Here is a 23735-nt window from a genome sequence, read left to right as displayed (position 1 = left end):
CAGGTCAATAGGATTTGTCAAAGCGACCACGCTCGCCTGAAGGAGACCATTCCATGCGTTCAATCGGACATTTCATCGGTGGCAAGGAGGTCAAGGGCACCTCGGGCCGCACTGCCGACGTCTTCGAGCCGATGACCGGTGACGTCCAGGCCAAGGTGGCGCTGGCGTCCAAGGCCGAAGTCCGCGCCGCTGTCGAGAACGCGCGCGCGGCACAGCCCGAATGGGCCGCGACCAATCCGCAGCGCCGCGCCCGCGTCATGATGAAATTTGTGGAGCTGGTCCAGCGCGATTACGACAAGCTCGCCGAGCTGCTCGCGCGCGAGCACGGCAAGACCGTCCCCGACGCCAAGGGCGACATCCAGCGCGGCCTAGAAGTCGCGGAATTCGCTTGCGGCATTCCGCATCTGATGAAGGGCGAATACACCGAAGGCGCTGGCCCCGGCATCGACATCTATTCGATGCGCCAGCCGCTCGGCGTCGTCGCAGGCATCACGCCGTTCAATTTCCCGGCGATGATCCCGATGTGGAAGTTTGCGCCGGCGATCGCCTGCGGCAACGCTTTCATTCTCAAGCCCTCGGAGCGCGACCCCGGCGTGCCGATGCTGCTCGCTGAACTCATGATGGAAGCGGGCCTGCCGGCCGGCATCCTCAACGTCGTCAACGGCGACAAGGAGGCGGTCGACGCCATCCTCGACGATCCCGACATCAAGGCCATCGGCTTCGTCGGCTCGACGCCGATTGCGCAATACATCTACGAGCGCGCCGCGCAGACGGGCAAGCGCTGCCAGTGCTTCGGCGGCGCCAAGAACCACGCCATCGTTATGCCCGACGCCGACATGGATCAGGCCGTGGACGCGCTGATCGGCGCCGGCTACGGCTCGGCCGGCGAGCGCTGCATGGCCGTTTCCGTCGCGGTCCCCGTCGGCAAGTCCACCGCCGACCGCCTTATGGAAAAGCTGATCCCGCGCGTCGAGTCGCTCAAGATCGGCACCTCGATCGATCCGTCGGCCGACTACGGTCCGCTCGTGACCCGCGAGGCGGTCGAGAAGGTCAAGAGCTACATCGACATCGGCGTCAAGGAAGGCGCGACGCTCGCCGTCGACGGCCGCGGCTTCAAGATGCAGGGCTACGAGAACGGCTTCTATCTCGGCGGCTCGCTGTTCGACAACGTCACCAAGGACATGCGGATCTACAAGGAAGAGATCTTTGGCCCGGTGCTCTCGGTGGTGCGCGCGCACGACTACAAGGAGGCGCTGGCGCTGCCTTCCGACCACGATTACGGCAACGGCGTTGCCATCTTCACCCGCGACGGCGATGCCGCGCGCGACTTCGCGGCCAGGGTCAACGTCGGCATGGTCGGCATCAACGTGCCGATCCCGGTGCCGATCGCTTATTACACCTTCGGCGGCTGGAAGAAATCGGGCTTCGGCGATCTCAACCAGCACGGACCGGATTCGATCCGCTTCTACACCAAGACCAAGACGGTGACCTCGCGCTGGCCGTCCGGCGTCAAGGAAGGCGCGGAGTTCTCGATCCCGCTGATGAAGTAAGGCTGTAGCCCAGCCTGTCATTGCGAGGAGCGTAGCGACGAAGCAATCCAGTATCTTTCCGCGGAGACGGTCTGGATTGCTTCGCTTCGCTCGCAATGACGAAAGAAAGAGCAGCCCGGCATGCAGTTCGCTCTGAATGAGGATCAGATCGCGGTTCGCGACATGGCATTGGCGTTTGCGGCCGAGAAGATCGCGCCGCACGCGCTGCGTTGGGACGAGGAGAAGTATTTTCCAGTCGAGGTGATGCGCGAAGCCGCCAAGCTCGGCATGGGCGGCATCTATATCCGCGACGATGTTGGCGGCTCCGCCATGACGCGGTTCGACGCAGCGCTGATCTTCGAGGCGCTGGCGACGGGCTGCCCGACCACCTCGGCCTTCATCTCCATCCACAACATGGCGAGCTGGATGATCGATGCCTTCGGCAGCGACACCCAGCGCCACCAATGGCTGCCGAAGCTCTGCACCATGGAGCTGATCGCAAGCTACTGCCTGACCGAGCCGGGTGCCGGCTCGGACGCCGCGGCGCTGCGCACGCGCGCCGTGCGCGACGGCGACCACTACGTCCTAAACGGCCAGAAGCAATTCATCTCCGGCGCTGGCGGAACGGATATTCTGGTCGCGATGGTACGTACCGGTGGCGACGGTCCCGGCGGCATCTCGACGCTCGTGATCGACGGCAAGGCGCCGGGTGTCTCCTTCGGCGCCAATGAACGCAAGATGGGCTGGAACGCGCAGCCGACCCGCGCGGTGATATTCGAGAACGCCCGCGTGCCTGTGGCCAATCGCCTGAGCGAGGAGGGCACAGGCTTCAAGATCGCGATGGCCGGCCTCGACGGCGGCCGTCTCAACATTACGGCGTGCTCGCTCGGCGGCGCGCAAGCAGCACTCGACAAGGCGCGCGCCTACATGAAGGAGCGCAAGGCGTTCGGGAAGCGGCTCGACGAATTCCAGGCGCTGCAATTCCGTCTCGCCGACATGGCGATCGAGCTGGAGGCTGCGCGCACCTTCCTGTGGCGCGCCGCCGCGGCGCTCGATCGCAAAGACCCCGACGCCACCATGCTCTGCGCCATGGCTAAACGCTTCGGCACCGATGTCGGGTTCGAGGTTGCCAACCATGCGCTGCAACTCCACGGCGGCTACGGCTACCTCAGCGAATACGGCATCGAGAAGATCGTGCGCGACTTACGCGTGCACCAGATCCTCGAAGGCACCAATGAAATCATGCGGCTCATCGTGGCGCGCAAACTGATCGAGGGCGCGCGATGAGCGGAGCGGAAGAGGGCGATCTGGTCGCGCGCGTCGAAGGCGCGGCCGGCATCATCAGGCTCAATCGTCCCAAGGCGATCAACGCCGTGACGCTGGAGATGTTTCGCGACATCGACAAGGCGCTCGACCGCTTCGAGGCTGATCCTGCCGTTGCCGTGATCCTGCTGGAAGGCGCCGGCGAGCGCGGCCTCTGCGCCGGTGGCGACATCCGCACGCTCTGGGAAAGTTCCAAGGTCAATGGCGACCTCGGCAAGATCCTGTGGCGCGAGGAGTACATCCTCAATGCCCGGATCAAGAAATTTCCAAAACCCTATGTCGCCTTCATGGACGGCATCGTGATGGGCGGCGGTGTCGGTCTGTCCGCCCATGCCAGCCACCGTATCGTCACCGATCGGACCAAGCTCGCGATGCCCGAAGTCGGCCTCGGCTTCTTCCCCGATGTCGGCGGCACCTATCTGCTGTCGCATTCGCCGGGCGAGATCGGCACCTATTTCGGGCTGACCGGCCAGACCATGAACGGGCCGGACGCGATCCACGCGAAGTTTGCCGATTGGGTGGTGCCGGCCGTGAGATTGCCGGAGCTGCGCGAGGCGCTGACCAAGCTGCGGTCCGGTGCGACCGCAGCCGATGTCAGCAAGCTCATCGACGGCTTCGCCTCCGGCGAGACTGCGGGGCCGGTCGCCGCCAGGGAGCCGGTCATCGATGCGTTGTTCGGCTTCGACCGCATGGAGGACATTGTCGCTGCGCTGAAGCGCGATGGTTCCGAGTTCGCGCTGGCCACGCTGAAGACGCTGAACGAAAAATCGCCGCGCGGCATGGTGGTCACGCTGAAGCTACTGCGCCTTGCGCGCGGATCGAGCCTGGAAGAGTGCCTGGTTCGCGAATACCGCGCCGCGCTGGAGGTGTTTCGGAGCGATGATTTTCGCGAGGGCGTGCGCGCCGCCGTGATCGACAAGGACCGCAACCCGACCTGGTCGCCGCCGCGGATCGAGGATGTGACGCCGGAGGTGCTTGCGCCCTATTTCGCCGAGATCGGCGCGGACGAATTGAAGTTCAATTAACAACGCTGTAGCGGAGGAAACGACAATGGCGACGATCGCATTCATCGGTCTCGGCAACATGGGCGGCCCGATGGCGGCCAACCTCGTCAAGGCCGGCCACAAGGTGGTGGCGTTCGATCTTGTCGAAGCCTCGCGCAATCAGGCCAAGACCGATGGCGCCAGCATCGCCGACAGCGCCCCGGCCGCGGTGAAGGGCGCCGATGTCGTCGTCACCATGCTGCCCGCAGGCAAGCATGTGCTCGGCGTCTGGAACGAGGTCGTGCCCGCCATGACCAAGGGTGCGCTCATCATCGACAGCTCCACCATCGACGTCGAAAGCGCGCGAGCCGCGCATGCGCTCGCCGCCAAGCACGGCGTGCTCTCGGTCGATGCGCCGGTCTCCGGCGGCACGGGCGGTGCCAAGGGTGCGACGCTCACCTTCATGTGCGGCGGCGAGGAGAAGGCATTTGCCGCGGCCAAGCCCGTGCTCGAGAATATGGGCAAGAAGATCGTGCATTGCGGCGGCGCCGGTGCCGGCCAGGCCGCAAAGATCTGCAACAACATGATCCTCGGCATTTCCATGATCGCGGTGAGCGAGGCCTTTGCGCTCGGTGAAAAGCTCGGGCTCTCGCATCAGGCGCTGTTCGATGTGGCCTCGACCTCGTCCGGCCAGTGCTGGTCGCTGACGACCTATTGCCCGGTGCCGGGCCCGGTGCCGACCTCGCCGGCCAACAACGATTACAAGCCGGGCTTTGCCTCGGCGCTGATGGTGAAGGACCTCACCCTGGCGCAGGATGCGGCCAAGGCTGCGGGCGCGGCGACGCCGCTCGGCAAGCATGCGCAGGAGATCTATCAGTCTTTCGACGCAGCCGGCCAGGGCGGGGTGGATTTTTCCGGAATTATCAAGCACGTTAGGAGTTTAGCCGGGAAAGCTTGATGACCACATTCCAGGAAGCACGCGCGTTCCTTCTGCAACACCGCACGGATTACGAGGCTGCGGTCAAAGATTTCCGCTGGCCTGATCCGGTTCCTTTCAACTGGGCGCTCGACTGGTTCGACGCCGAGCTCGCGGCCAATGCGGACAGCAAGGATCGGCCCGCGCTCTGGATCGTCGATGCCGCCCAGGACAAGCAGACGAAGCTGTCCTTCGCGGCGCTGTCGCGCCGCTCCAACCAGGTCGCCAACTTCCTCCGCGCGCAGGGCCTCCGGCGCGGCGACCATCTCCTGCTGCTGCTCGGCAACGTGGTTCCGCTGTGGGAGACGATGCTTGCCGCGATGAAGCTCGGCGTGGTCGTCATTCCCGCCACGACGCTGCTGACCGCCGACGAGCTGCGCGACCGGCTCGATCGCGGCAAGGCAAGGGCAGTGGTCGCCGCGCAGGACCAGGTCGCGAAATTCACGAGCCTAGGCGCCGAGAATGTCGTTCGCATCGTCGTCGGCGCGGCCTCCGACGGTTGGCTGGCATATGACGAAGCAGCAAAAGCTTCCGAAAGCTTCGCGCCTGATGGTCCGACCAATGCCGACGATCCGATGCTGCTGTATTTCACCTCGGGTACGACAGCAAAACCAAAATTGGTGCGACACAGTCAGCGCAGCTATCCCGTCGGCCATCTCTCGACGATGTACTGGATCGGGCTGAAGCCCGGCGACGTCCATCTCAACATCTCCTCGCCCGGCTGGGCCAAGCATGCCTGGAGCTGCTTCTTCGCGCCGTGGAATGCGGGCGCGACCGTGTTCGTGGTCAACCAGCCGCGCTTTGATGCCAAGGCGCTGCTTGCCACCATCGGCCGCTGCGGCGTCACCACGCTGTGCGCGCCGCCGACGGTGTGGCGGCTGTTCATCCAGGAGAACCTTGCCTCGTTCAAGGTGGCGCTTCGCGAGGTCTGCGGCGCCGGCGAGCCGCTCAATCCCGAGGTGATTGATCAGGTGCAGGCGGCCTGGGGCCTCACCATTCGCGACGGCTACGGCCAGACCGAATCGACTGCGCTAGCCGGCAATTCGCCGGGCCAGCCGATCAAGATCGGCTCGATGGGCCGTCCGTTGCCGGGCTATCGCGTGCAGATCAGCGATGCCGACGGCCATCCCGCAAAGGAGGGCGAGGTGACGCTGGTGCTCGGCGCCGACCGTCCCGCCGGCCTGATGCAGGGCTATCAGGGCGAAGACGGCAAATTGTCCGGCGCCGCAGGCGCGCTTTATCGCAGCGGCGACGTCGTTTTCGCGGATGAGGACGGCTACTTGACCTTCGTCGGCCGCTCTGACGACGTCTTCAAATCCTCCGATTATCGCATCAGCCCGTTCGAACTGGAGAGCGTCCTGCTCGAGCACGAGCTGGTCGCGGAAGCTGCGGTGGTGCCGAGCCCGGATCCAATCCGGCTCGCGATCCCCAAGGCGTTCGTGCTGCTGACCGCGGGTGCAGAACGCTCGCCGGAAACCGCGCTATCGATCTTCAAGCACCTGCACGCGCGCCTGGCCCCGTTCAAGCGCATCCGCCGCCTCGAAATCGTCACCGAGCTGCCGAAGACGATCTCTGGAAAGATCCGCCGCGTCCAGCTACGACGGCTCGAACGCGACGACGATCGCAGCGATCCCTTGCGCGGCCGGGAATTCCGTGAGGAGGATTTTCCGGAGCTGGCGAAGACACGGAGTGAGACCTAAGTGAACGAAGTCTGGAAGAAGCCGCCTGTTACGCTCGAGGCCTATCAGGCCATGATCGGCAAGGAGATCGGCGTATCGTCGTGGCACCTGATCGATCAGCCCCGCATCGACAGCTATGCCGACGTGATCAAAGATCACCAGTTCATCCACGTCGATCCGGAACGCGCGAAGAAGGAAACCGCGTTCGGCACTACCATTGCGCATGGTTTTCTCACGATGTCGCTGCTGTCGATCATGTCCTACGAGGTGATGCCCGTGATTGCGGGCACCACGATGGGCGTGAATTACGGCTTCGACAGGCTGCGCTTCATCTCGCCGGTGCGCTCAGGCAAGCGCGTGCGTGGCCGTTTCGTGCTGGCGGAAGCCAAGCTCCGCAAGCCAGGCGAGCTCCAGTCCCGCACCAACGTCACGGTCGAGATCGAGGGCGAAGATAAACCGGCGCTCGTCGCCGACTGGCTCGGCCTGATCTATTTCGAGTAGGCCCGTGCCGTCCTTGCCGGGCTTGACCCGGCAACCCATCGCTGCTCAAAAGCCTGTCGATTTTGATGGATGGCCGGGTCAAACCCGGCCATGACGGCTAACATCTGGGAAACCCACTATGCCAATCAGGTTCGACGGACGCGTCGCCATCGTCACCGGCGCGGGCAATGGTCTCGGACGCGCGCATGCGCTGGGGCTGGCGAGCCGCGGCGCCAAGGTCGTGGTCAACGATTTCGGTGGCGCGCGCGACGGCACCGGAGGCTCGCTGTCGCCGGCCGAGGCCGTGGTCGAGGAGATCCGCAAGGCCGGCGGCATCGCGATGGCCGACGGCGCCGACGTCTCCAATTTCGAGCAGGTCACCGCCATGGTCGAGCGCGCTACCAAGGAGTGGGGCAGCGTCGATCTCTTGTGCGCCAATGCCGGCATCCTGCGCGACAAGTCGTTCGGCAAGATGGAGGTGGCCGATTTCCAAAAGGTACTCGACGTGCATCTCGTCGGCACTTTCTATTGCTGCAAGGCGGCCTGGGCCGGCATGCGTGACCGCAATTACGGCCGCATCGTGCTGACCACCTCATCCTCGGGCCTGTACGGCAATTTCGGTCAGGCCAATTACGGCGCCGCGAAGTCCGGCATGGTCGGCCTGATGAACGTGCTCGCCGAGGAGGGCCGCAAGAACGACATCCGCGTCAACATCATCTCGCCGACGGCGGCGACGCGCATGACCGAAGAGCTGCTGCCGCCGCAGGCGCTGCAACTGATGAAGCCGAACGCGATCACCCCTGCGGTCGAGTACATGCTGAGCGAGGATGCGCCGACCCGCACCATCATGGGCGCCGGTGCCGGCTCGTTTGCGGTGATCAAGATTTTGGAGAGCGAAGGTATCAACCTGCCGGAGAGCGAGTGGACGCCGGATGCGATCGCCGCGCATTTCGCCGAGATCAGCGACATGTCGAAGGCGAGGGCGCTGCAGGGCGCGTTCGAGCAGACGCAGAAATACGTCGCGCAGGCAGCAGTGCGGGCGGGGATCAAGCTCTGACCGACGTCGCCGTCATCGGCGCAGGTCCCGCCGGGCTGATGGCGGCGGAGGTGCTGGCGTCAGGCGGCGCCCCCGTCACCGTCTATGACGCCATGCCATCAGCGGGACGCAAATTCCTGATGGCCGGCCGCGGCGGACTCAACCTCACTCACAGCGAACCGCTGCCGCAATTCATGGCGCGCTATCGCGAGGCCGCACCGAAGCTGCAGGCGGCGGTCGAGGCATTTTCGCCCGACGCACTGCGCGACTGGAGCGCGGCGCTGGGCGAGCCGACCTTCGTCGGCAGCAGCGGACGCGTGTTTCCGAAAACGTTCAAGGCCTCGCCCTTGCTGCGCGCCTGGCTGCGGCGGCTCGATGCCGCCGGTGTCCGCTTTGCTTTTCGCCATCGCTGGATCGGCTGGGACGGCGAGGGTCGGTTGATCTTTCAGACGCCGAAAGGCGTCTCCGCCATCGAAGCGAACGCCACGCTGCTCGCGCTCGGCGGCGCAAGCTGGCCGCGGCTCGGCTCGGACGCCGGCTGGGTCGACATCCTCGCTGCAAAGGGCATTGCCGTCTCGAAGCTGCGGCCGGCCAATTCCGGCTTCACGGTCGCATGGTCCAAAGTGTTCCGTGACCGTTTCGAAGGCCAGCCGCTCAAGGGCGTGGCGCTGACGCTTCGTGCGCACACGGTGCGCGGAGAGGCGATGATCACCCGCAGCGGCATCGAAGGCGGCGCGATCTACGCGTTGTCGGCGGAACTGCGTGAGGCCGTGCTGAATCTCGGGCAGGCGACGCTGATGATCAGGTTGCGGCCCGACCTCGACGCAGTTGCGCTGACGACGCGGTTGTCGGGCGTGCGTGGCAAGCAATCGCTGGCGAACTTTTTGCGCAAGGCCGCGCAGCTGTCGCCGGTCGGCATCGGCCTCATGCAGGAGGCCGCCATCGCCTCCGGCCGGCCGCTGGCCGCGTTCTCGCCGGCGGAGCTCGCAGATCTGGTCAATGCTGTTCCGGTTCAGCTTACCGGAGTAGCGGCGATCGACCGCGCGATCTCGACGGCAGGCGGAATTCTGTTCGACGAGCTCGACGAGCACTTTATGCTGCGCAAGGTGCCGGGCACGTTCGCCGCCGGCGAAATGCTGGATTGGGAGGCGCCGACCGGCGGGTACTTGTTGCAGGCGTCGTTCGCGACCGGGGCTGCGGCGGGCAGGGGCGTGCTGGGGTGGGTCAGTCGTTAACCACCGTCATTGCGAGCGCAGCGAAGCAATCCAGAATCCCTCCTCGGAGGTAGTCTGGATTGCTTCGTCGCAGGGGCTCCTCGCAATGACGTCGCGGAAGCAGAGTGTCGTTACCGCAGCTTCCCACGCGCGGCCACCGGCAGCGTGCCGATGATCTCCTCGCCGCGCACCATCACCACCTCGTCCATCATGTTGACGACGACGCAGACGTGGTTCGGCACGATGCGGACGACGTCGCCGACATTGGGCCGCGTGTTGCTGCGGGACAGATCGAGAAAACCGTGCTCCTCGGCGAACTTCGCGATCTTGGCTTCGGGATGCTCCAGGATCAGGCCGTGGCCGTCGAGCCCGCCGGTGTCCGTCGTCAGCGTTTTCGAGCCTGCATCGAGAATGCCGCGCTCTGGCGCGGCGCGGCTGACCACGGTCGAATAGATATGCAGGGCGCAATCGTCCCAGGTGGCAGATCCCGCGGCGACCTGCATGCGATCGTTGTAGATATAGGTGCCGAAGCGATGCTCGGTGCCGCCCTTGAGCTTGCCGATATTGACGAGGTTCGGCGTGCCGCCGGTCGAGACGATCTTGGCGTCGAGCCCGTGCGCGCGCACGCCGGCCAGCGCCTCGTCGTAGAATTTTTGGGCCTCAGCCCAGCCGGTCTCGGTCGGGTAAAGCATGAAACCGGCAAACTCGAGGCCCTTGGAGGCCGCGATCTCGCGCGCCAGCGCAATCGCCTCCGCCGGCGTTTCGACGCCTGCGCGCTTGCGCCCGGTGTCGCATTCGACCACGACCGAGAGCGGGCGGCCTGACGCCGCAGCCGCCTTAGGCAGGCCGGCGACGACGGTCGAATTGTCGGCCGCCACCGTCATGTTGGCCTTCGCCTGCAGCGCGCCGAGCCGCGCCATCTTCTCATCGCCCAGCAGATTGTAGCTGATCAGGATGTCGTCGATGCCGGCATTGGCCATGATCTCGGCTTCGCCCAGTTTCTGGCAGGTGATGCCCTTGGCGCCGGCCGCGACCTGCATCTTGGCAATGGTCGGGTTCTTGTGCGTCTTGATGTGGGGGCGATTGGCGATTCCGGCGTCGTCGCAGGCCTTCTGGATCCGCGCGATGTTGCGCTCGACCCTGTCCATGTCGATGACGGCACAGGGTGTGCCGTATTCGCGGGCGATCTTGGCTGCAAGAGTTGTTGTCATGAGTTATGCCTGTTCAATCTCTTCGCGGAGCATTTCGAGTTCGAGCCAGCGCTCTTCGGCGGCGGACAGTTCTTCGTGCGCCTTGGCGATGGCAGCCGAGGTGTCGTCGAATTTTTTGCGATCTTTCGCATAGAGACCGGGATCGTCGAGCACGCGCTGCAATTTTGCAATATCGGAGTGCAGCGTTTCTATCTTCTTCGGCAGCGTTTCCAGCGCGTGCTTCTCGTTGAAGCTGAGCTTGCGCTTGGGCGCGGACGAGGGGGCCGCGGCGCGCTCCTCTTTCTTCTCCACGGGAGCTTGCGCCTTCGCTGTCTCGCGCTTGAGGTCCGCACCGCGTTGGCTCAGCATGTCGCTGTAGCCGCCGGCATATTCGATCCACTTGCCGTTCCCCTCGGGCGCGATCACGGAGGTGACGACGCGGTCGAGGAAGTCGCGGTCGTGGCTGATGAGGATCACGGTGCCCTCGTAGTCGCCAAGCATCTCCTCGAGCACGTCGAGCGTTTCGAGATCAAGATCATTGGTCGGCTCGTCCAGCACCAGGAGGTTCGACGGCTTTGCCAGCGCCCGCGCCAGCATCAGCCGGCCGCGCTCCCCGCCCGAGAGTACCTCCAGCGGTGTGCCGCGTTGCTCCTGCGCGAACAGGAAGTCCTTCATGTAGCCGACGACGTGCTTCGGCTTGCCGCCGACCATGATTTGATCGCCGCGGCCGCCTGTGAGCGCTTCCGCCAGTGTCGATTTCGGATCGAGGCTTTCGCGATGCTGGTCGAGCGTCGCCATCTCCAGATTGGCACCGAGACGTATCGTCCCGGAATCCGGCTGCATGCCGCCGGTGAGCAGGTTGACCAGCGTGGTCTTGCCGGCGCCGTTCGGCCCGATGATGCCGAGCCGGTCGCCGCGCTGGATGCGGGTGGAGAAATTCTCGACGATCTTGCGCTCGCCGTAGGATTTCGTAATGCCCTTGGCCTCGATCACCAGCTTGCCGGACTGCTCGGCTTCGCTGGCTGCGAGGTTGGCGCTGCCGGCGGTGCCGCGATAGTTGCGGCGCTGGGCGCGCAGCGCATGCAGATTGGCGAGCCGCTTGACGTTGCGCTTGCGGCGGCCGGAGACGCCGTGGCGCAGCCAGTGCTCCTCGTCGACGATCTTGCGGTCGAGCTTGTGCTGGTCGCGCTCCTCCTCGGCCAGCACCTCGTCGCGCCAGCTCTCGAACGAGGCAAAGCCGCGATCGATCTGCTTGATCCGGCCGCGATCGAGCCAAGCGGTGGAGCGCGAGAGATTGGTCAGGAAGCGACGGTCGTGGCTGATGATGACGAGCGCGCTGCGCCTGGAGTCGAGCTCCTGCTCCAGCCATTCGATGGTGGCGAGATCGAGATGGTTGGTCGGCTCGTCCAGCAGCAGGATGTCGGGCGAGGGCGCCAGCACGAAGGCCAGCGCCGCGCGGCGCGCCTCGCCACCGGAGAGGTTGTGCGGGTTCTCCTCGCCGGTGAGGCCGAGCTGCTCCAGGAGATAGCGCGCCTGGTGCTGGTCGTCCCCCGGCGCGAGCCCGGACTCGACATAGGCGAGCGTGCTCTTGTGCGCGCCGAAATCCGGCTCCTGCGGCAGGTAGCGCACCGTTGCGCCGGGCTGCACGAAGCGTGTGCCGGCGTCAGGCTCGACCAGGCCGGCCGCGATCTTCAGCAGGGTCGATTTGCCGGAGCCGTTGCGGCCGATCAGGCAGACCCGTTCGGATGGCGCGACGTTGAGCTCGACGCCCGACAGCAGCGGCGTGCCGCCAAAGGTCAGCCTGATGTCTTTGAGTTGGATCAGCGGCGGGGCCATGGCTAACTTTGGCTCGTTGCGGCCTGATCTGCGCGGCGGCGCTGGATCCGGCGCAGTGTCTGGTCGAGCGCCGAGAGGAAGCTGGAGCGGTCTCGCGGCGAGAACGAGCGCGGGCCGCCGGTGACTTCGCCGGCCGATCGCAGGTCCGTCATCAGATTGCGCACCGCCAGCGTCATCCCGATCGATTCTTCGGTGAACGGCTTGCCGTTCGGCGCGATCACGTCGGCGCCCGCCTTCACACAGCGGCTCGCCAGCGGAATGTCCGAGGTCACAACCACGTCGCCGGGCCTGGCGCGCTCGGCGATCCAGTCGTCCGCGGCGTCCATGCCGCTGCCCGCGGCGATGCGCTCGATCAGAGGGTCCTGCGGCACGCGGATGAAATTGCCGGCGACCACGCTCACGGGCACGCCGTGCCGGATCGCGACGCGATAGATTTCGTCCTTCACCGGACAGGCGTCGGCGTCGACAAAGATGCGGGTCGGGGTCTCGGTCATTCCGCCGCGTGGTACCGCATTCGGGCCGCAAAGGCGAGGGGATTGACCCCAGTTCCTCAGGCCCTACGATCGCTCCTGAAACAACAAGAACAGGGAAAGGCCAGTCATGCCGAACCGGCTCGAAACCTATCGCGTCACGGCCTACAACACCGCCAAACAATCCGAAAACAAGATGCACGACGACAATGTGGCCCGCCGCTTCGGCTTTTCCGGCGGGCTGGTCCCCGGCGTCGACGTCTTCGCCTACATGATGCACGTGCCGATCGCGCGCTGGGGGCGGGACTTCCTGTCGCGCGGGCTGGTCGAGGCCCGCTTCATCAAGCCGGTCTATGACGGCGAGACCGCCGATGTCGATGCCACCGAGCACAACGGCCTGCTGACCATCGAGGTGTTCAGTCGCACCGAGCTGTGTGCCACGGGAACGGCGTCGCTGCCGGCGGCGGTGCCGGCATTGTCGTTGAGCGACTATGTCGAAGTCCCCGCCGCCGCCGAGCGCAAGCCTGTCAGTCCTGCGACATTCGAGCTGGGCAAATGGCTGGGCACGACGCCGCGCCGGTGGGCCGGGCAGGATGCGGCCGACTATCTCACTGACGTCAGGGAGGCCGATCCGATTTTTGCCCGCGAGAGCCTCGGCCATCCCGGGCTGATCCAGCGCGTCATGAACCGCGTCCTGGTGGACAACACCATCCTGGGTCCCTGGATCCACGTGGGCAGCCGCATGCAGCTGCTGTCCGCCGCGCGCGCCGGCGACGAGATCACGGCGCGGGCCAAGGTCACTGCGAATTACGAGAAGAAGGGCCACCGCTTCGTCGAGTTCGACGCGCTGGTCGTCGCCAACGGCACGACGCCGCTCGCGCATTGCCAGCACACCGCGATCTACCAGCCGCGCGAGCAGGCGGCGGCGTAGCGGACAGTTGGGAAAGCCCACGCCCGTCAATCAAGGACGTCGTCATTCCCAGCGAAGGCGGGGAATCCAGTACGCCGCAGCTTCTCGGTCAATCGCTGCCGTCTCGGAGTACTGGATCGCCCGGTCAAGCCGGGCGATGACAGTAGAGTTTGTGGCGACGACAGTGCCCCTTACGCCGCCTTGGCCTTCGCCTCCTGGATCGCGCGCCACACCCGCTCGGGGGTCAGCGGCATGTCGATGTGCTTGATGCCGTACTCCGACAGCGCGTCGAGCACCGCGTTCACCACCGTCGACAGGCTGCCGGCGCAGCCCGCTTCGCCGCAGCCCTTGCTGCCGAGCGGATTGGTGGTGGCGGGCACCGGGTGGTCGCCGACCGTCATGTTGGGGACGTCCTCCGCGCGGGGCAGGGCGTAGTCCATCAGCGAGCCCGTGATCGGCTGGCCATTGTCGTCGTAGCGAATGTGCTCCATCAGGGCCTGGCCGATGCCCTGGACCACGCCGCCATGGAGCTGGCCCGCGACCAGCATCGGGTTGATCACCGTGCCGAAATCGTTGACCGCGCTGTAGCGCACGATCTGCACCACACCGGTGTCCGGGTCGATCTCGACCTCGGCGACGTGGCAGCCGTTCGGGAACGCCGAGGCGACCGGTTCGCTGGTGTGGTCGACATCGAGGCTGTCAGGCACGCCCTCCGGCACCTTGCCGTCATGCAGACGCTTGGCGAGCTCCATGATGTCGATGCTGCGATCGGTGCCGGCGATCGTAAAGCTGCCGTCGGCAAACTCGATATCGGCTTCGGATGCTTCCAGCATATGTGCAGCGGCGCGTTTGCCCTTCTCGATGACGAGCTTTGCGGCCCCCACGATGGCCTGGCCCGTCGCGGTGATCGAGCGTGAGCCGCCGGTGCCGTTGCCGGTGTGGACGATATCGCTGTCGCCCTGCACGAGCTTGACGCTCTCGAAGGGGACGCCGAGCTGATCGCACAGCACCTGCGCGAACGGGGTGGCGTGGCCCTGGCCGTAGTCGAGCGTGCCGGTGATGAGCTGCACGGTGCCGTCAGGATCGAACACGATCTTGCCGAGCTCGGGGCTCGGCGGCGCCGTGACCTCGAGATAGGAGCCGACCGCAATGCCGCGCAGCTTGCCCGCCTTCTTGCTCTCCTTCTTGCGCTTGGCGAAGTTCTCGTGGTCGGAGATTTCGAGCGCCTTGTTGAACACGGCCTGGAAGTCGCCGCTGTCATAGGTGACGCCGGAGGACGCCGCGAACGGGATCTGGTTCGGCTTGATGAAGTTGCGCTTGCGCAAGGTCAGCCGGTTAATGCCCATCTCGTCGGCGGCGCGGTCGATCAGCCGCTCCATGTAATAGTTCGCCTCGGGCCGGCCGGCGCCGCGATAGGCCCCCATCAGCGTGGTGTTGGTGAGCACCACCTTGATGTCGACCGCCATCAGCGGCGTGCGATAGACGCTGGAGAAGTTCTTGCCGGTATTGAGCGAAAGCGGCCCCGGCGCGACGCCGGTGATGTAGGCGCCGAGATTGCCGTAGCCGGACAGCTTTGCCGCGAGGAACTGCCCCTCGGCATCGAGCGCGAGCTCGGCGTGGATCTTCTGGGCGCGGCCGTGGCTGTCGGAGAGGAAGCTGGTGGAGCGCTCGTCCAGCCACTTCACCGGGCGTCCCAGTGCCTTCGCCGCATACAGAATGCACATGTACTCGGGATAGTTGATGTTCTTCATGCCGAAGGAGCCGCCGACATTGGCGGTGAGAATGCGCACCTTCTCGTTCGGCACCTTCAGGTTCTTGGCGAGGTTGGCGCGGTTGCCGGCAACGCCCTGCGTCGGCACCTGAAGCGTGTAGCGCTCGGTCTTCTTGTCGTAGGAGGCAAGCCCCACGCGCGGCTCCATCGAGACCACGGCAACGCGGGTGTTCTCGATGTCGAGCTTGGTCACATGAGCGGCGCTGGCGAAGGCTGCGTTCACCTTGTCCATGTCGCCATAGTGGTAGTCGAGTGCGACGTTACCAGGGATGTGGTCATAGAGCTGCGGCGCGCCGGGCTTGGCGGCTGCCTCGGGGTCGGTCACCGCCGGCAGCGGCTCGATGTCGAGCTCGACCGCCTCGGCCGCGTCGCGCGCCTGGGCCAGCGTCTCGGCCACCACGAAGGCGACGGGATCGCCGACGAAGCGGACCTTGTCGGTCGCCAGGGGCTGGCGGTTGGTCTGGAGCAGGGGCGAGCCATCGCGGCTCTTCAGCGGCAGGCCGCAGGTGAAGGGGCCGTAGCCGGCGGCATCGAGATCCTTCCCGGTCCACGCCCCCACCACGCCCGGCATCGCCTTGGCGGCATCGAGGCCGATGCCGCGGATGATGCCATGGGCATGGGTCGAGCGGACGACCACGGCATAGGCCTGGTTCGGCAGGTTGAAATCGTCGGTGTAGCGGCCCTTGCCGCGCACCAGGGTGTCGTCCTCCTTGCGGCGGACCGGTTGCCCGACGCCATACTTTTGCAGTGCAATAGCGTTCTCGAGCGTCGACGATTTGGTGTGTTCTTGCATGGGAATTGACCTGAAAAGCCGGCATTTGCGCATTTTCGCGGCAGCGGAGCACCGGACTCCCTCAAATAACCCACCACCCCCGTTCACGACAACGCACGATTGGACATGGTCCCATGTGATGCGTTGTTGCGCAGGCCTGCCGCGCTGCTAATGTTTCAGGCGAATAATCAATTCCAGACCGGCCCGACCGGCCGCGGAAAGACACTTTGTATGAATGACCACACGCGGCTCCGCGACGGCCATGCGCCGCATAGCGAGCTGGAGGGGTCGATGGCGGCGGTGGCGTTGGCCACCAATCCGGCCGTCGGCGCGCAGGCGCCGGGAACCGGCGTCTATGCGGCGCTGGACCTCGGCACCAACAATTGCAGGCTGCTGATCGCCTGTCCGACCCAGGACGGCTTTCGCGTGGTCGATTCCTTCTCGCGCATCATCCGGCTCGGGGAGGGCGTCTCGGCGACCGGGTGCATCAGCGACGCCGCGATCGAGCGCGCCATCGCCGCGCTCAGCATCTGCCGCGACAAGATCAATCTGCGGAAGGCACGGCGGCTGCGGCTGATCGCGACCGAAGCTTGCCGCGCGGCTTCGAACGCGGAAGGTTTCCGCAGCCGCGTTGCGGCTGAGACCGGCATCGAGCTCGAGGTGATCGACCGCGAGACCGAGGCCGCGCTCGCCGTGCTGGGTTGCTCGCCGCTGGTGGATCCCAGGGGACGCGGGGCCATCCTATTCGACATCGGCGGCGGCTCGACCGAGCTGGTGCGGATCGAGCGCGACGCCACCAATCCGGAGCCGCGCATAAAAGCCTGGATGTCGATTCCCTATGGCGTGGTCACGCTCGCCGAGCAGTTCGGCGGCCGCGACGTCATGCCTGAGATCTATGCCGCGATGGAGCAGGAGGTCGCAAGCCACGTCGCGCCGTTCGCCGAGGAGCACGGCCGCGATCTCGCCGACATGCACCTGCTCGGCACGTCGGGCACGGTGACGACGCTGGCCGGCATCCATCTCAACCTCGCGCGCTACGACCGCCGCCGCATCGACAGCATCTGGATGAACGATGCCGACATCACCGCGACCATCAACAAGCTGCTCGGCATGAGCTACGAGGAGCGTGCCGCCAACAGCTGCATCAGCGTCGAGCGTGCCGATCTTGTGCTGGCCGGCTGCGCCATCCTCGACGCTATCCGCCGCGCCTTTCCGCTGCCGCGCCTGCGCGTCGCCGACCGCGGCTTGCGCGAGGGCATGCTGGTCGAGATGATGCGCGAGGACGGCGCGCTCAGGAGCTGGTGAGTATGGCCAAGGACACCACCGGCCGCTTGCACGTCCAGGTCAAGACCGGCGGCAAGCGCAAATTGTCGTCGAAGCTGTGGCTGGAGCGGCAGCTCAACGATCCCTATGTCGCCAAGGCCAAGGCGGCGGGCTATCGCTCGCGCGCCGCGTTCAAGCTCTTGGAGATGGACGACAAGTTCCGGCTTCTGAAGCCCGGCATGGCCGTGGTCGATCTCGGCGCTGCACCCGGCGGCTGGAGCCAGATCGCCGCCAAGCGCGTCGGATCATTGGAAGGCAAGGGCAAGGTCATCGCCATCGATCTGCTCGAGATGCCCGAGATTCCGGGCGTGGATTTCGCGCAGCTCGACTTCATGGACAACGACGCGCCCGAGAAGCTGACCGCCATGCTGGGCGGCAAGGCCGACGTCGTGATGTCCGACATGGCGGCCAACACCACCGGCCACCGCAAGACCGACCAGCTCCGCATCGTCGGCCTGGTCGAGACCGCGGCCGCCTTTGCCTGCGACGTGCTCAAGCCGGGCGGCACGTTCTTGGCCAAGACCTTCCAGAGCGGCGCCGACGCCGAGCTGCTCGCCCAGCTCAAGCGCGACTTCGCCACCGTGCGTCACGTCAAGCCCGCCGCAAGCCGGCAGGACTCCTCGGAGCGCTACGTGCTGGCGACGGGATTTCGGGGCGGTACGAGGAGCGAGTCTGATATACCCTCTCGATCAGGGTAGAGCGATCAATCGGCCGCTCTCACCATGCAACGCGGCTTCGGTCTGTAGGTCATCTTTACAAGAGTCTTGCAGGTCGGAGTCTTCTGGGTCTCCGACTAGGCGAACAGAAAATCATTTGCGTTGAGATTCACAACGCCCGCGATCGTGAGGTCGTTATTTGCATCGAAGTGAATGATGGTCTCTTCCCCGGTGACCTCGATGTTCAAGTCCTCAAAACCGTGGATGTCGTTCGCGGCTAGGCCCTTGAGATCGATTTTATCCTGGCCCTGTTCGAAAACTGCCGTGTCATGCCCGTTCTGGGCGGCAAAGACGAACGTATCCGCGCCGGATTCGCCAAACATGCTATCGTTCCCGATGCCGCTCACGAGCGTATCGTTGCCATCGCCTCCATTGAGGACATTTCCCGACCCACCAAACACGGTGAGTTGATCATTGCCTGTCCCGCCAGCAAGGATGCTCGATCCAAGCGAACCTGGCGCAACGGTTGCGGCCAGAACATCGTTTCCGGCGCCGCCATTCAGGCGGTTCTCGGCAGTCGAATCGTCTGTAACGGCAGGATCAGGAGTTGCCGAAAGAAACGCGGTGAGTTGATCATCTCCTGCGCCACCATTCAGGACGTTCGCGACATCGTATAGAGGCTGCGCCGGACCGAACCCGCCGTGAGCTACGGCGTGGAGGTGCGCCGTGAGAATGTCTCGTCCGCTGCCTCCCTCGAGTTGATTGAGTGCGTGAACAAACCCGCCGAGCGCGGTGGAGTCTGCGACCAGACTGTCATTCCCTTTCCCGCCATCCAGGTAATTCGTGACATCCGTGACGGCGTTCTCCCCGTCGGTGGAGTGGATCGCCTCGAGCGTGTCGTTGCCATCATCGCCCCAGAGCTGGTTGATACCCACCGGAGCCCTGGTATTGGAATCGGTCAGGTTGAAGGCGTGCAAGACGTCGTCGCCATGGCCCCCGTGCAGCTCATTCGTGACCAGATCGGTCTGATTGGATACGCCATGGGCGCTTGCATTCAACTCGTCGTTGCCGGCGCCGCCGAAGAGTACGTTGCTGGCTGTGCCGTGGAGGGCGAAGAATGCAGTTTCGGCGTGAGCGGTGATCCGGTCATCGCCCGAGCCGCCGTCGATGGTGTTCAAGGCGATGCTATTCCCGAGGGCATTGCGGCCATCGGCAACGGCGTGAATGGTATCGTTGCCGCTTCCGCCGATCAGGTCGGTCCTCACCGTCACATCTGCGAGCACAGGAAGGGCCACATTCGCGGTGGCGCTGATGGTGTCGTGTCCGCTGCCGCCATCGAGCCGGACATCGGCGACCTGCTGCCGGCCCTGAGGCTCGTTCCCACCTTGAAGAGTTACGGTCGCATGGAGGGCGTCATTGCCTGTCCCGCCGAACTGAATGACGAGCCCATGCAGGGGCGTATCGCCCTGCAGCGGGACGACGACGTTGGTCGTCAGATTGTCGTTGCCGCTGCCGCCGATCAATGCTGTCCGATTCCATGCGCTATTTAAATGATCATTGCCGCCAAGTCCCAAGACAATGTCCCCCTCGGCGTGCGCGCTCAGGACATCGTCGTGCCTGCTGCCGATGATCAAACTGTTGATGGGGTGGAGGAGGGAGATCCAGTCGAATAGATGAGAATCTGCGGCGAGAGTTCCGTCGGCTCGAAGCAGTTTCTGAGCGACTTGGCTTTTTGTTTGTATGGTATTCGCCATGTTTTCCTCCTTGGATATGAAATGTCAGAGTCAATAGATTCGGCGCCTGGATTGAATTCCGCGAGCGCGGCGAAAAATGAACAAGCGCTTCGCGCTGCCGCCTCACGCATTCGGCGCGTCGGCGCGCCACCGGGCCTCATCGGCGCCGGTCTTCATTCTTCCGTAGGCTTCCGTTGCCGCAGCCCTGCCATCCGCAGGCGAGCATTATTAAATCACAAGTTGTATTAATGTCTAATCAAATTTAATCGAGCCTGATTTATCTGCAAATTTAATTGAGCGTTCAATTGGGGTCCACGTAGGCCCGCGACGGCAGGGAACCTGTGCTTGGGCCTGTCTGCAGGTGAAAGCAACGGCCTATCCCAGCCGCTGATCCCGCACGTCCTGCGTATCCTCGGACGCCGCCTTGACCGCGGCCTTCTCTGCGCCCTTGCCGGCGCCCTTGCGGCTCGCGATCTCCTCCGCCTTGCGCCCCGAAATCTCGTGGCCGGCGTCCGCGGGCATCTGCCAGAAGAACCAACTCGACGCCGCCGAGGTCAGCGCCACCACGACGAAGGCGGGCGCGAACACCGTGGCGTTGAACTCGCTCGTGTGATTGAACCACATCGTCGTCTCGACACAGGCCGCGCCGACGGCGACGCCGGCCGAGATCGCGAGCTGCTGGTTGACGCTGACGAGGGTTGTGGCGCGGCTCATTTGCGCGGTCTCGACGTCGGCATAGGCGACCGTGTTGATCGCGGTGAACTGCAGCGAGCGGAAGAAGCCGCCGACCACCAGGATCACCATGATGATGAGCAGCGGCGTCGTCACCGTGAACAGCGCGCAGACGCCGAGGAAGAACGCGCTGACGATCGCGTTCACCGTCATCAAATTGCGGAAGCCGAAGGTGCGGATGATGCGCGCCGCCAGCGTCTTCATGCCCATCGCCCCGAGCGAGGAGGCAAAGGTGACGAGGCCGGAATGGAACGGCGACAGGCCGAAGCCGATCTGCATCAGGAGCGGCAGCAGGAACGGTAGTGCGCCGATGCCGAGCCGGAACAGGAAGCCGCCGAACACGGCGGCGCGCAGCGTCGGCAGCTTCAGGAGCGAGAAGTCCAGCACCGGCGATCCGGTCCGCCGCGCATGGATGACGTAGAGCGTCATCGAGATCGCACCGCCCACGATCAACGCGGCGAAGGTGCTCCACGGCAACAGGTTGAGGCCGGCGACGGAAAGGCCGAAGGCGATGCCTGCGAGCCCCAGCCCAGAGAGCACCATGCCGTAGAGATCGAACGGCTCGCGTTCCTCGCTCTTGATCGGGTCGATGTACTTCAGCGCCATGAAGATCCCGAGCAGCCCGATCGGGATGTTGATCAGGAAGATCCAGTGCCAGGACGCATAGGTCGTGATGAAGCCGCCGAGCGGCGGGCCGATCACGGGACCGATCAGGGCAGGGACCGTCACCCAAGCCATGGCGTTGACCAGCGCGCTCTTATCGACCGAACGCAGCAGCACGAGGCGCCCGACCGGCGTCATCATGGCGCCGCCCATGCCTTGCAGGATGCGCGCGAACACGAAGTCGGTGACCGAGGTCGAGAGCGCGCAGCCGACCGAGCCGACCATGAACACGCCGACGGCGATCGCGAACACCATCCGCGCGCCAAACCGGTCGGCGGTCCAGCCGCTCGCCGGAATGAACACCGCGAGCGACAGCAGATAGGAGGTGATCGCGAGCTTCAGCGTCAGCGGGCTGGTGCCGATGTCGGCCGCGATCGCCGGCAGCGAGGTGGCGATCACGGTCGAATCCATGTTCTCCATAAAGAGAGCCGTGGCCACGATCAGCGGAATGACGCGTTGCTTGTCGACCATGAGGGCAATGAAATCGGAAGGAGGAGTGGAGTTGCGGCTTATCACCGCCGTCCGCCGCCGACCATTGCGGATCCATGCATGGCACCTAAATCCCGCGTAACAACGGTGTGACCGTCTTTCGTCATTCCGGGGCGCGCCCACTTGGCGCGAACCCGGAATCCATCGGACCGCAGCATCCGCTACGCGATGGATTTCGGGCTCGCGACTTCGTCGCGCCCCGGAATGACCGGTGGAGGGACGGCGTACCGAGCCCAACCCCGCTGAATCGGCCAAAAAACCCCTGTGCATGGCTGGCCAGCGGCCCGAATTGCTTTGATTCGTCACGCGGCCGTGCTATCGACCCGCGTCAACCCCACCGATGGGCTCCGATTCTCAAGGCGTTGCCGCAAGGGACGCCGAGGGCGGCGCTCATCCATTACCATTTGCGGCAGGGCCGCAGGAAGGAGTTGGCAGATGGCCACGGTGCAACTTCAGGGCATCCGCGAAGCCTTTACGTTCGACGACGTGCTGTTGAAGCCGGGCCTGTCCGACGTCATGCCGGGCGAGGTCGACATTCGCTCTCGCGTCACCCGCGCCATTCCGCTCAACATCCCGATCATGGCCTCGGCCATGGACACCGTCACCGAGGCCCGCATGGCGATCGCCATGGCGCAGGCCGGCGGCCTTGGCGTCATCCACCGCAATTTCGATCCCGAAGGGCAGGCCGCCCAGGTGCGGCAGGTCAAGCGCTACGAGTCCGGCATGGTGGTGAACCCGCTCACCATCAGCCCCGACGCCACGCTCGACGACGCGCTCAAGCTGATGAGCGATCACGGCATCTCCGGCATTCCCGTCGTCACCGGCGCCGGCAAGAACACGCCCGGCAAGCTGGTCGGCATCCTCACCAACCGCGACGTGCGCTTTGCCACCGACCGCCGGCAAAAAGTCTCCGAGCTGATGACCCGTGAAGGGCTCGTCACGGTCCGTGAGAATGTCAACCAGGATGAGGCGCGGCGGATGCTGCACCAGCACCGCATCGAGAAGCTGCTGGTGGTCGACGATCAATATCGCTGCGTCGGGCTCATCACCGTGAAGGACATGGAGAAGGCGGTTGCTCATCCGCTCGCCTGCAAGGACGGGCAGGGGCGTCTTCGCGTCGCTGCCGCCACCACGGTCGGCGATACCGGCTTCGAGCGCACCGAGCGGCTGATCGATGCCGGCGTCGACCTTGTCGTCGTCGACACCGCGCACGGCCATTCCCGTCACGTGCTGCAGGCGGTGAACCGCATCAAGCGCCTGTCCAATTCGGTGCAGGTCGTCGCCGGCAACGTCGCCACCAAGGAAGGCGCGCAGGCGCTGATCGATGCGGGCGCGGATTGCATCAAGGTCGGCATCGGCCCGGGCTCGATCTGCACCACGCGCATCGTCGCCGGCGTCGGCGTGCCCCAGCTCACCGCGATCATGGATGCGGTCGAAGCGGCGAAGAAGGCCGACATCCCCGTCATCGCCGACGGTGGCATCAAATATTCCGGCGACCTTGCGAAAGCGCTCGCGGCCGGCGCCGACATTGCCATGGTCGGTTCGCTGCTCGCCGGCACCGACGAGACGCCCGGCGAAGTGTTTTTGTGGCAGGGCCGTTCCTACAAGGCCTATCGCGGCATGGGCTCGGTCGGCGCGATGGCGCGGGGATCGGCCGACCGCTACTTCCAGCAGGACATCAAGGACACGCTCAAGCTCGTGCCTGAGGGCATCGAGGGCCAGGTGCCCTACAAGGGCCCGGTCGGCAACGTCATGCACCAGCTCGCCGGCGGCTTGCGCGCCGCAATGGGCTATGTCGGCGCGCGCGACATGAAGGAGCTGCACGACAAGGCCCAGTTCGTCCGCATCACCGGCGCGGGCCTGCGCGAAAGCCACGTCCACGACGTCACCATCACGCGCGAGAGCCCGAACTATCCGGGCGGGGGTTAGGCGCTTCGGTCGCGCGCGCGTTTTGCGCGCGATAAGATACT

At 65.1% G+C, this 23735-nt stretch carries 18 protein-coding genes; 12 read left to right on the top strand and 6 right to left on the bottom strand.

The annotated features are described in order from the left end of the window. The first annotated feature begins 53 nt into the window (after nucleotides 1–53). The 8 genes from I6F20_RS08620 to I6F20_RS08585 all read left to right on the top strand — a co-directional run bounded on the left by I6F20_RS08620 (nucleotide 54) and on the right by I6F20_RS08585 (nucleotide 9241). Nucleotides 54–1550 (top strand): CoA-acylating methylmalonate-semialdehyde dehydrogenase, encoded by a 1497-nt coding sequence (locus tag I6F20_RS08620; RefSeq protein WP_036001072.1) that lies wholly within the window; start codon nucleotides 54–56, stop codon nucleotides 1548–1550. A 120-nt stretch (nucleotides 1551–1670) separates the two neighbouring features. After that, nucleotides 1671–2816, top strand: a complete 1146-nt coding sequence (locus tag I6F20_RS08615) for an isobutyryl-CoA dehydrogenase (protein WP_109144067.1) — start codon at nucleotides 1671–1673, stop codon at nucleotides 2814–2816. After that, nucleotides 2813–3877, top strand: a complete 1065-nt coding sequence (locus tag I6F20_RS08610) for an enoyl-CoA hydratase/isomerase family protein (protein ID WP_225125775.1) — start codon at nucleotides 2813–2815, stop codon at nucleotides 3875–3877. Before I6F20_RS08615 ends, I6F20_RS08610 begins: the two co-directional genes overlap by 4 nt. Next, nucleotides 3873–4793, top strand: coding sequence for a 3-hydroxyisobutyrate dehydrogenase (gene mmsB, locus I6F20_RS08605; protein WP_345944086.1), 921 nt, complete (start codon nucleotides 3873–3875; stop codon nucleotides 4791–4793). Before I6F20_RS08610 ends, mmsB begins: the two co-directional genes overlap by 5 nt. After that, nucleotides 4793–6511 carry an AMP-binding protein gene (locus I6F20_RS08600; RefSeq protein ID WP_225125773.1) on the top strand — a complete coding sequence of 573 codons (1719 nt, stop codon included), beginning with the start codon at nucleotides 4793–4795 and terminating at the stop codon, nucleotides 6509–6511. The genes mmsB and I6F20_RS08600 overlap by 1 nt, the downstream gene beginning before the upstream one ends. Then, the gene (locus I6F20_RS08595) at nucleotides 6512–6991 is read left to right on the top strand and encodes a MaoC family dehydratase (RefSeq protein WP_225112211.1); all 480 of its coding nucleotides are present in this window, start codon (nucleotides 6512–6514) and stop codon (nucleotides 6989–6991) included. It abuts the gene before it with no gap. Between the two features lie 118 nt (nucleotides 6992–7109). Beyond that, nucleotides 7110–8027 carry an SDR family NAD(P)-dependent oxidoreductase gene (locus I6F20_RS08590; RefSeq protein ID WP_225125772.1) on the top strand — a complete coding sequence of 306 codons (918 nt, stop codon included), beginning with the start codon at nucleotides 7110–7112 and terminating at the stop codon, nucleotides 8025–8027. Further along, the gene (locus I6F20_RS08585) at nucleotides 8024–9241 is read left to right on the top strand and encodes a BaiN/RdsA family NAD(P)/FAD-dependent oxidoreductase (RefSeq protein ID WP_225126015.1); all 1218 of its coding nucleotides are present in this window, start codon (nucleotides 8024–8026) and stop codon (nucleotides 9239–9241) included. The genes I6F20_RS08590 and I6F20_RS08585 overlap by 4 nt, the downstream gene beginning before the upstream one ends. A gap of 110 nt (nucleotides 9242–9351) precedes the next feature. Here the strand turns inward: I6F20_RS08585 and I6F20_RS08580 are convergent, their stop codons facing one another. Genes I6F20_RS08580 through I6F20_RS08570 form a run of 3 tightly spaced genes read right to left on the bottom strand, consistent with a single transcriptional unit; the run spans nucleotide 9352 to nucleotide 12740 of the window. Continuing rightward, on the bottom strand, nucleotides 9352–10431 hold the full coding sequence (locus I6F20_RS08580) for a D-TA family PLP-dependent enzyme (RefSeq protein WP_225112213.1): 1080 nt from the start codon (nucleotides 10429–10431) through the stop codon (nucleotides 9352–9354). 3 nt (nucleotides 10432–10434) lie between these two features. Next, nucleotides 10435–12246, bottom strand: coding sequence for an ABC-F family ATP-binding cassette domain-containing protein (locus I6F20_RS08575; protein ID WP_225125770.1), 1812 nt, complete (start codon nucleotides 12244–12246; stop codon nucleotides 10435–10437). Between the two features lie 2 nt (nucleotides 12247–12248). Beyond that, nucleotides 12249–12740 (bottom strand): YaiI/YqxD family protein, encoded by a 492-nt coding sequence (locus I6F20_RS08570; RefSeq protein ID WP_057028908.1) that lies wholly within the window; start codon nucleotides 12738–12740, stop codon nucleotides 12249–12251. Nucleotides 12741–12846: 106 nt separating this feature from the next. Between I6F20_RS08570 and I6F20_RS08565 the strand changes: the two genes are divergently transcribed. Next, nucleotides 12847–13647 carry a hypothetical protein gene (locus tag I6F20_RS08565; RefSeq protein WP_225125768.1) on the top strand — a complete coding sequence of 267 codons (801 nt, stop codon included), beginning with the start codon at nucleotides 12847–12849 and terminating at the stop codon, nucleotides 13645–13647. Between the two features lie 170 nt (nucleotides 13648–13817). Here the strand turns inward: I6F20_RS08565 and I6F20_RS08560 are convergent, their stop codons facing one another. Beyond that, on the bottom strand, nucleotides 13818–16190 hold the full coding sequence (locus tag I6F20_RS08560; RefSeq protein WP_225125766.1) for a xanthine dehydrogenase family protein molybdopterin-binding subunit: 2373 nt from the start codon (nucleotides 16188–16190) through the stop codon (nucleotides 13818–13820). Between the two features lie 210 nt (nucleotides 16191–16400). On the opposite strand from I6F20_RS08560, the gene I6F20_RS08555 reads away from it, so the two are divergent. After that, a complete protein-coding gene (locus tag I6F20_RS08555) occupies nucleotides 16401–17474 on the top strand; it encodes a Ppx/GppA phosphatase family protein (RefSeq protein WP_225125764.1) in 1074 nt (357 codons plus the stop codon). 2 nt (nucleotides 17475–17476) lie between these two features. Next, the gene (locus I6F20_RS08550) at nucleotides 17477–18190 is read left to right on the top strand and encodes an RlmE family RNA methyltransferase (protein ID WP_225125762.1); all 714 of its coding nucleotides are present in this window, start codon (nucleotides 17477–17479) and stop codon (nucleotides 18188–18190) included. A 95-nt stretch (nucleotides 18191–18285) separates the two neighbouring features. On the opposite strand, the gene I6F20_RS08545 is transcribed toward I6F20_RS08550, so the two are convergent. Together I6F20_RS08545 and I6F20_RS08540 are read right to left on the bottom strand one after the other, a co-directional pair. Then, a complete protein-coding gene (locus tag I6F20_RS08545; RefSeq protein ID WP_225125760.1) occupies nucleotides 18286–19902 on the bottom strand; it encodes a calcium-binding protein in 1617 nt (538 codons plus the stop codon). 354 nt (nucleotides 19903–20256) lie between these two features. Next, nucleotides 20257–21747, bottom strand: coding sequence for an MDR family MFS transporter (locus I6F20_RS08540; protein WP_225125758.1), 1491 nt, complete (start codon nucleotides 21745–21747; stop codon nucleotides 20257–20259). Between the two features lie 453 nt (nucleotides 21748–22200). Here I6F20_RS08540 and guaB point away from each other — a divergent pair, with 453 nt between their 5' ends. Further along, a complete protein-coding gene (guaB, locus tag I6F20_RS08535) occupies nucleotides 22201–23694 on the top strand; it encodes an IMP dehydrogenase (protein WP_036022544.1) in 1494 nt (497 codons plus the stop codon). The last annotated feature ends 41 nt before the right edge of the window (nucleotides 23695–23735 follow it).

The sequence above is a fragment of the Bradyrhizobium sp. IC3123 genome (assembly GCF_020193625.1).
Classification (GTDB): domain Bacteria; phylum Pseudomonadota; class Alphaproteobacteria; order Rhizobiales; family Xanthobacteraceae; genus Bradyrhizobium; species Bradyrhizobium yuanmingense.
This window is presented reverse-complemented; position numbering and strand designations above follow the sequence as displayed.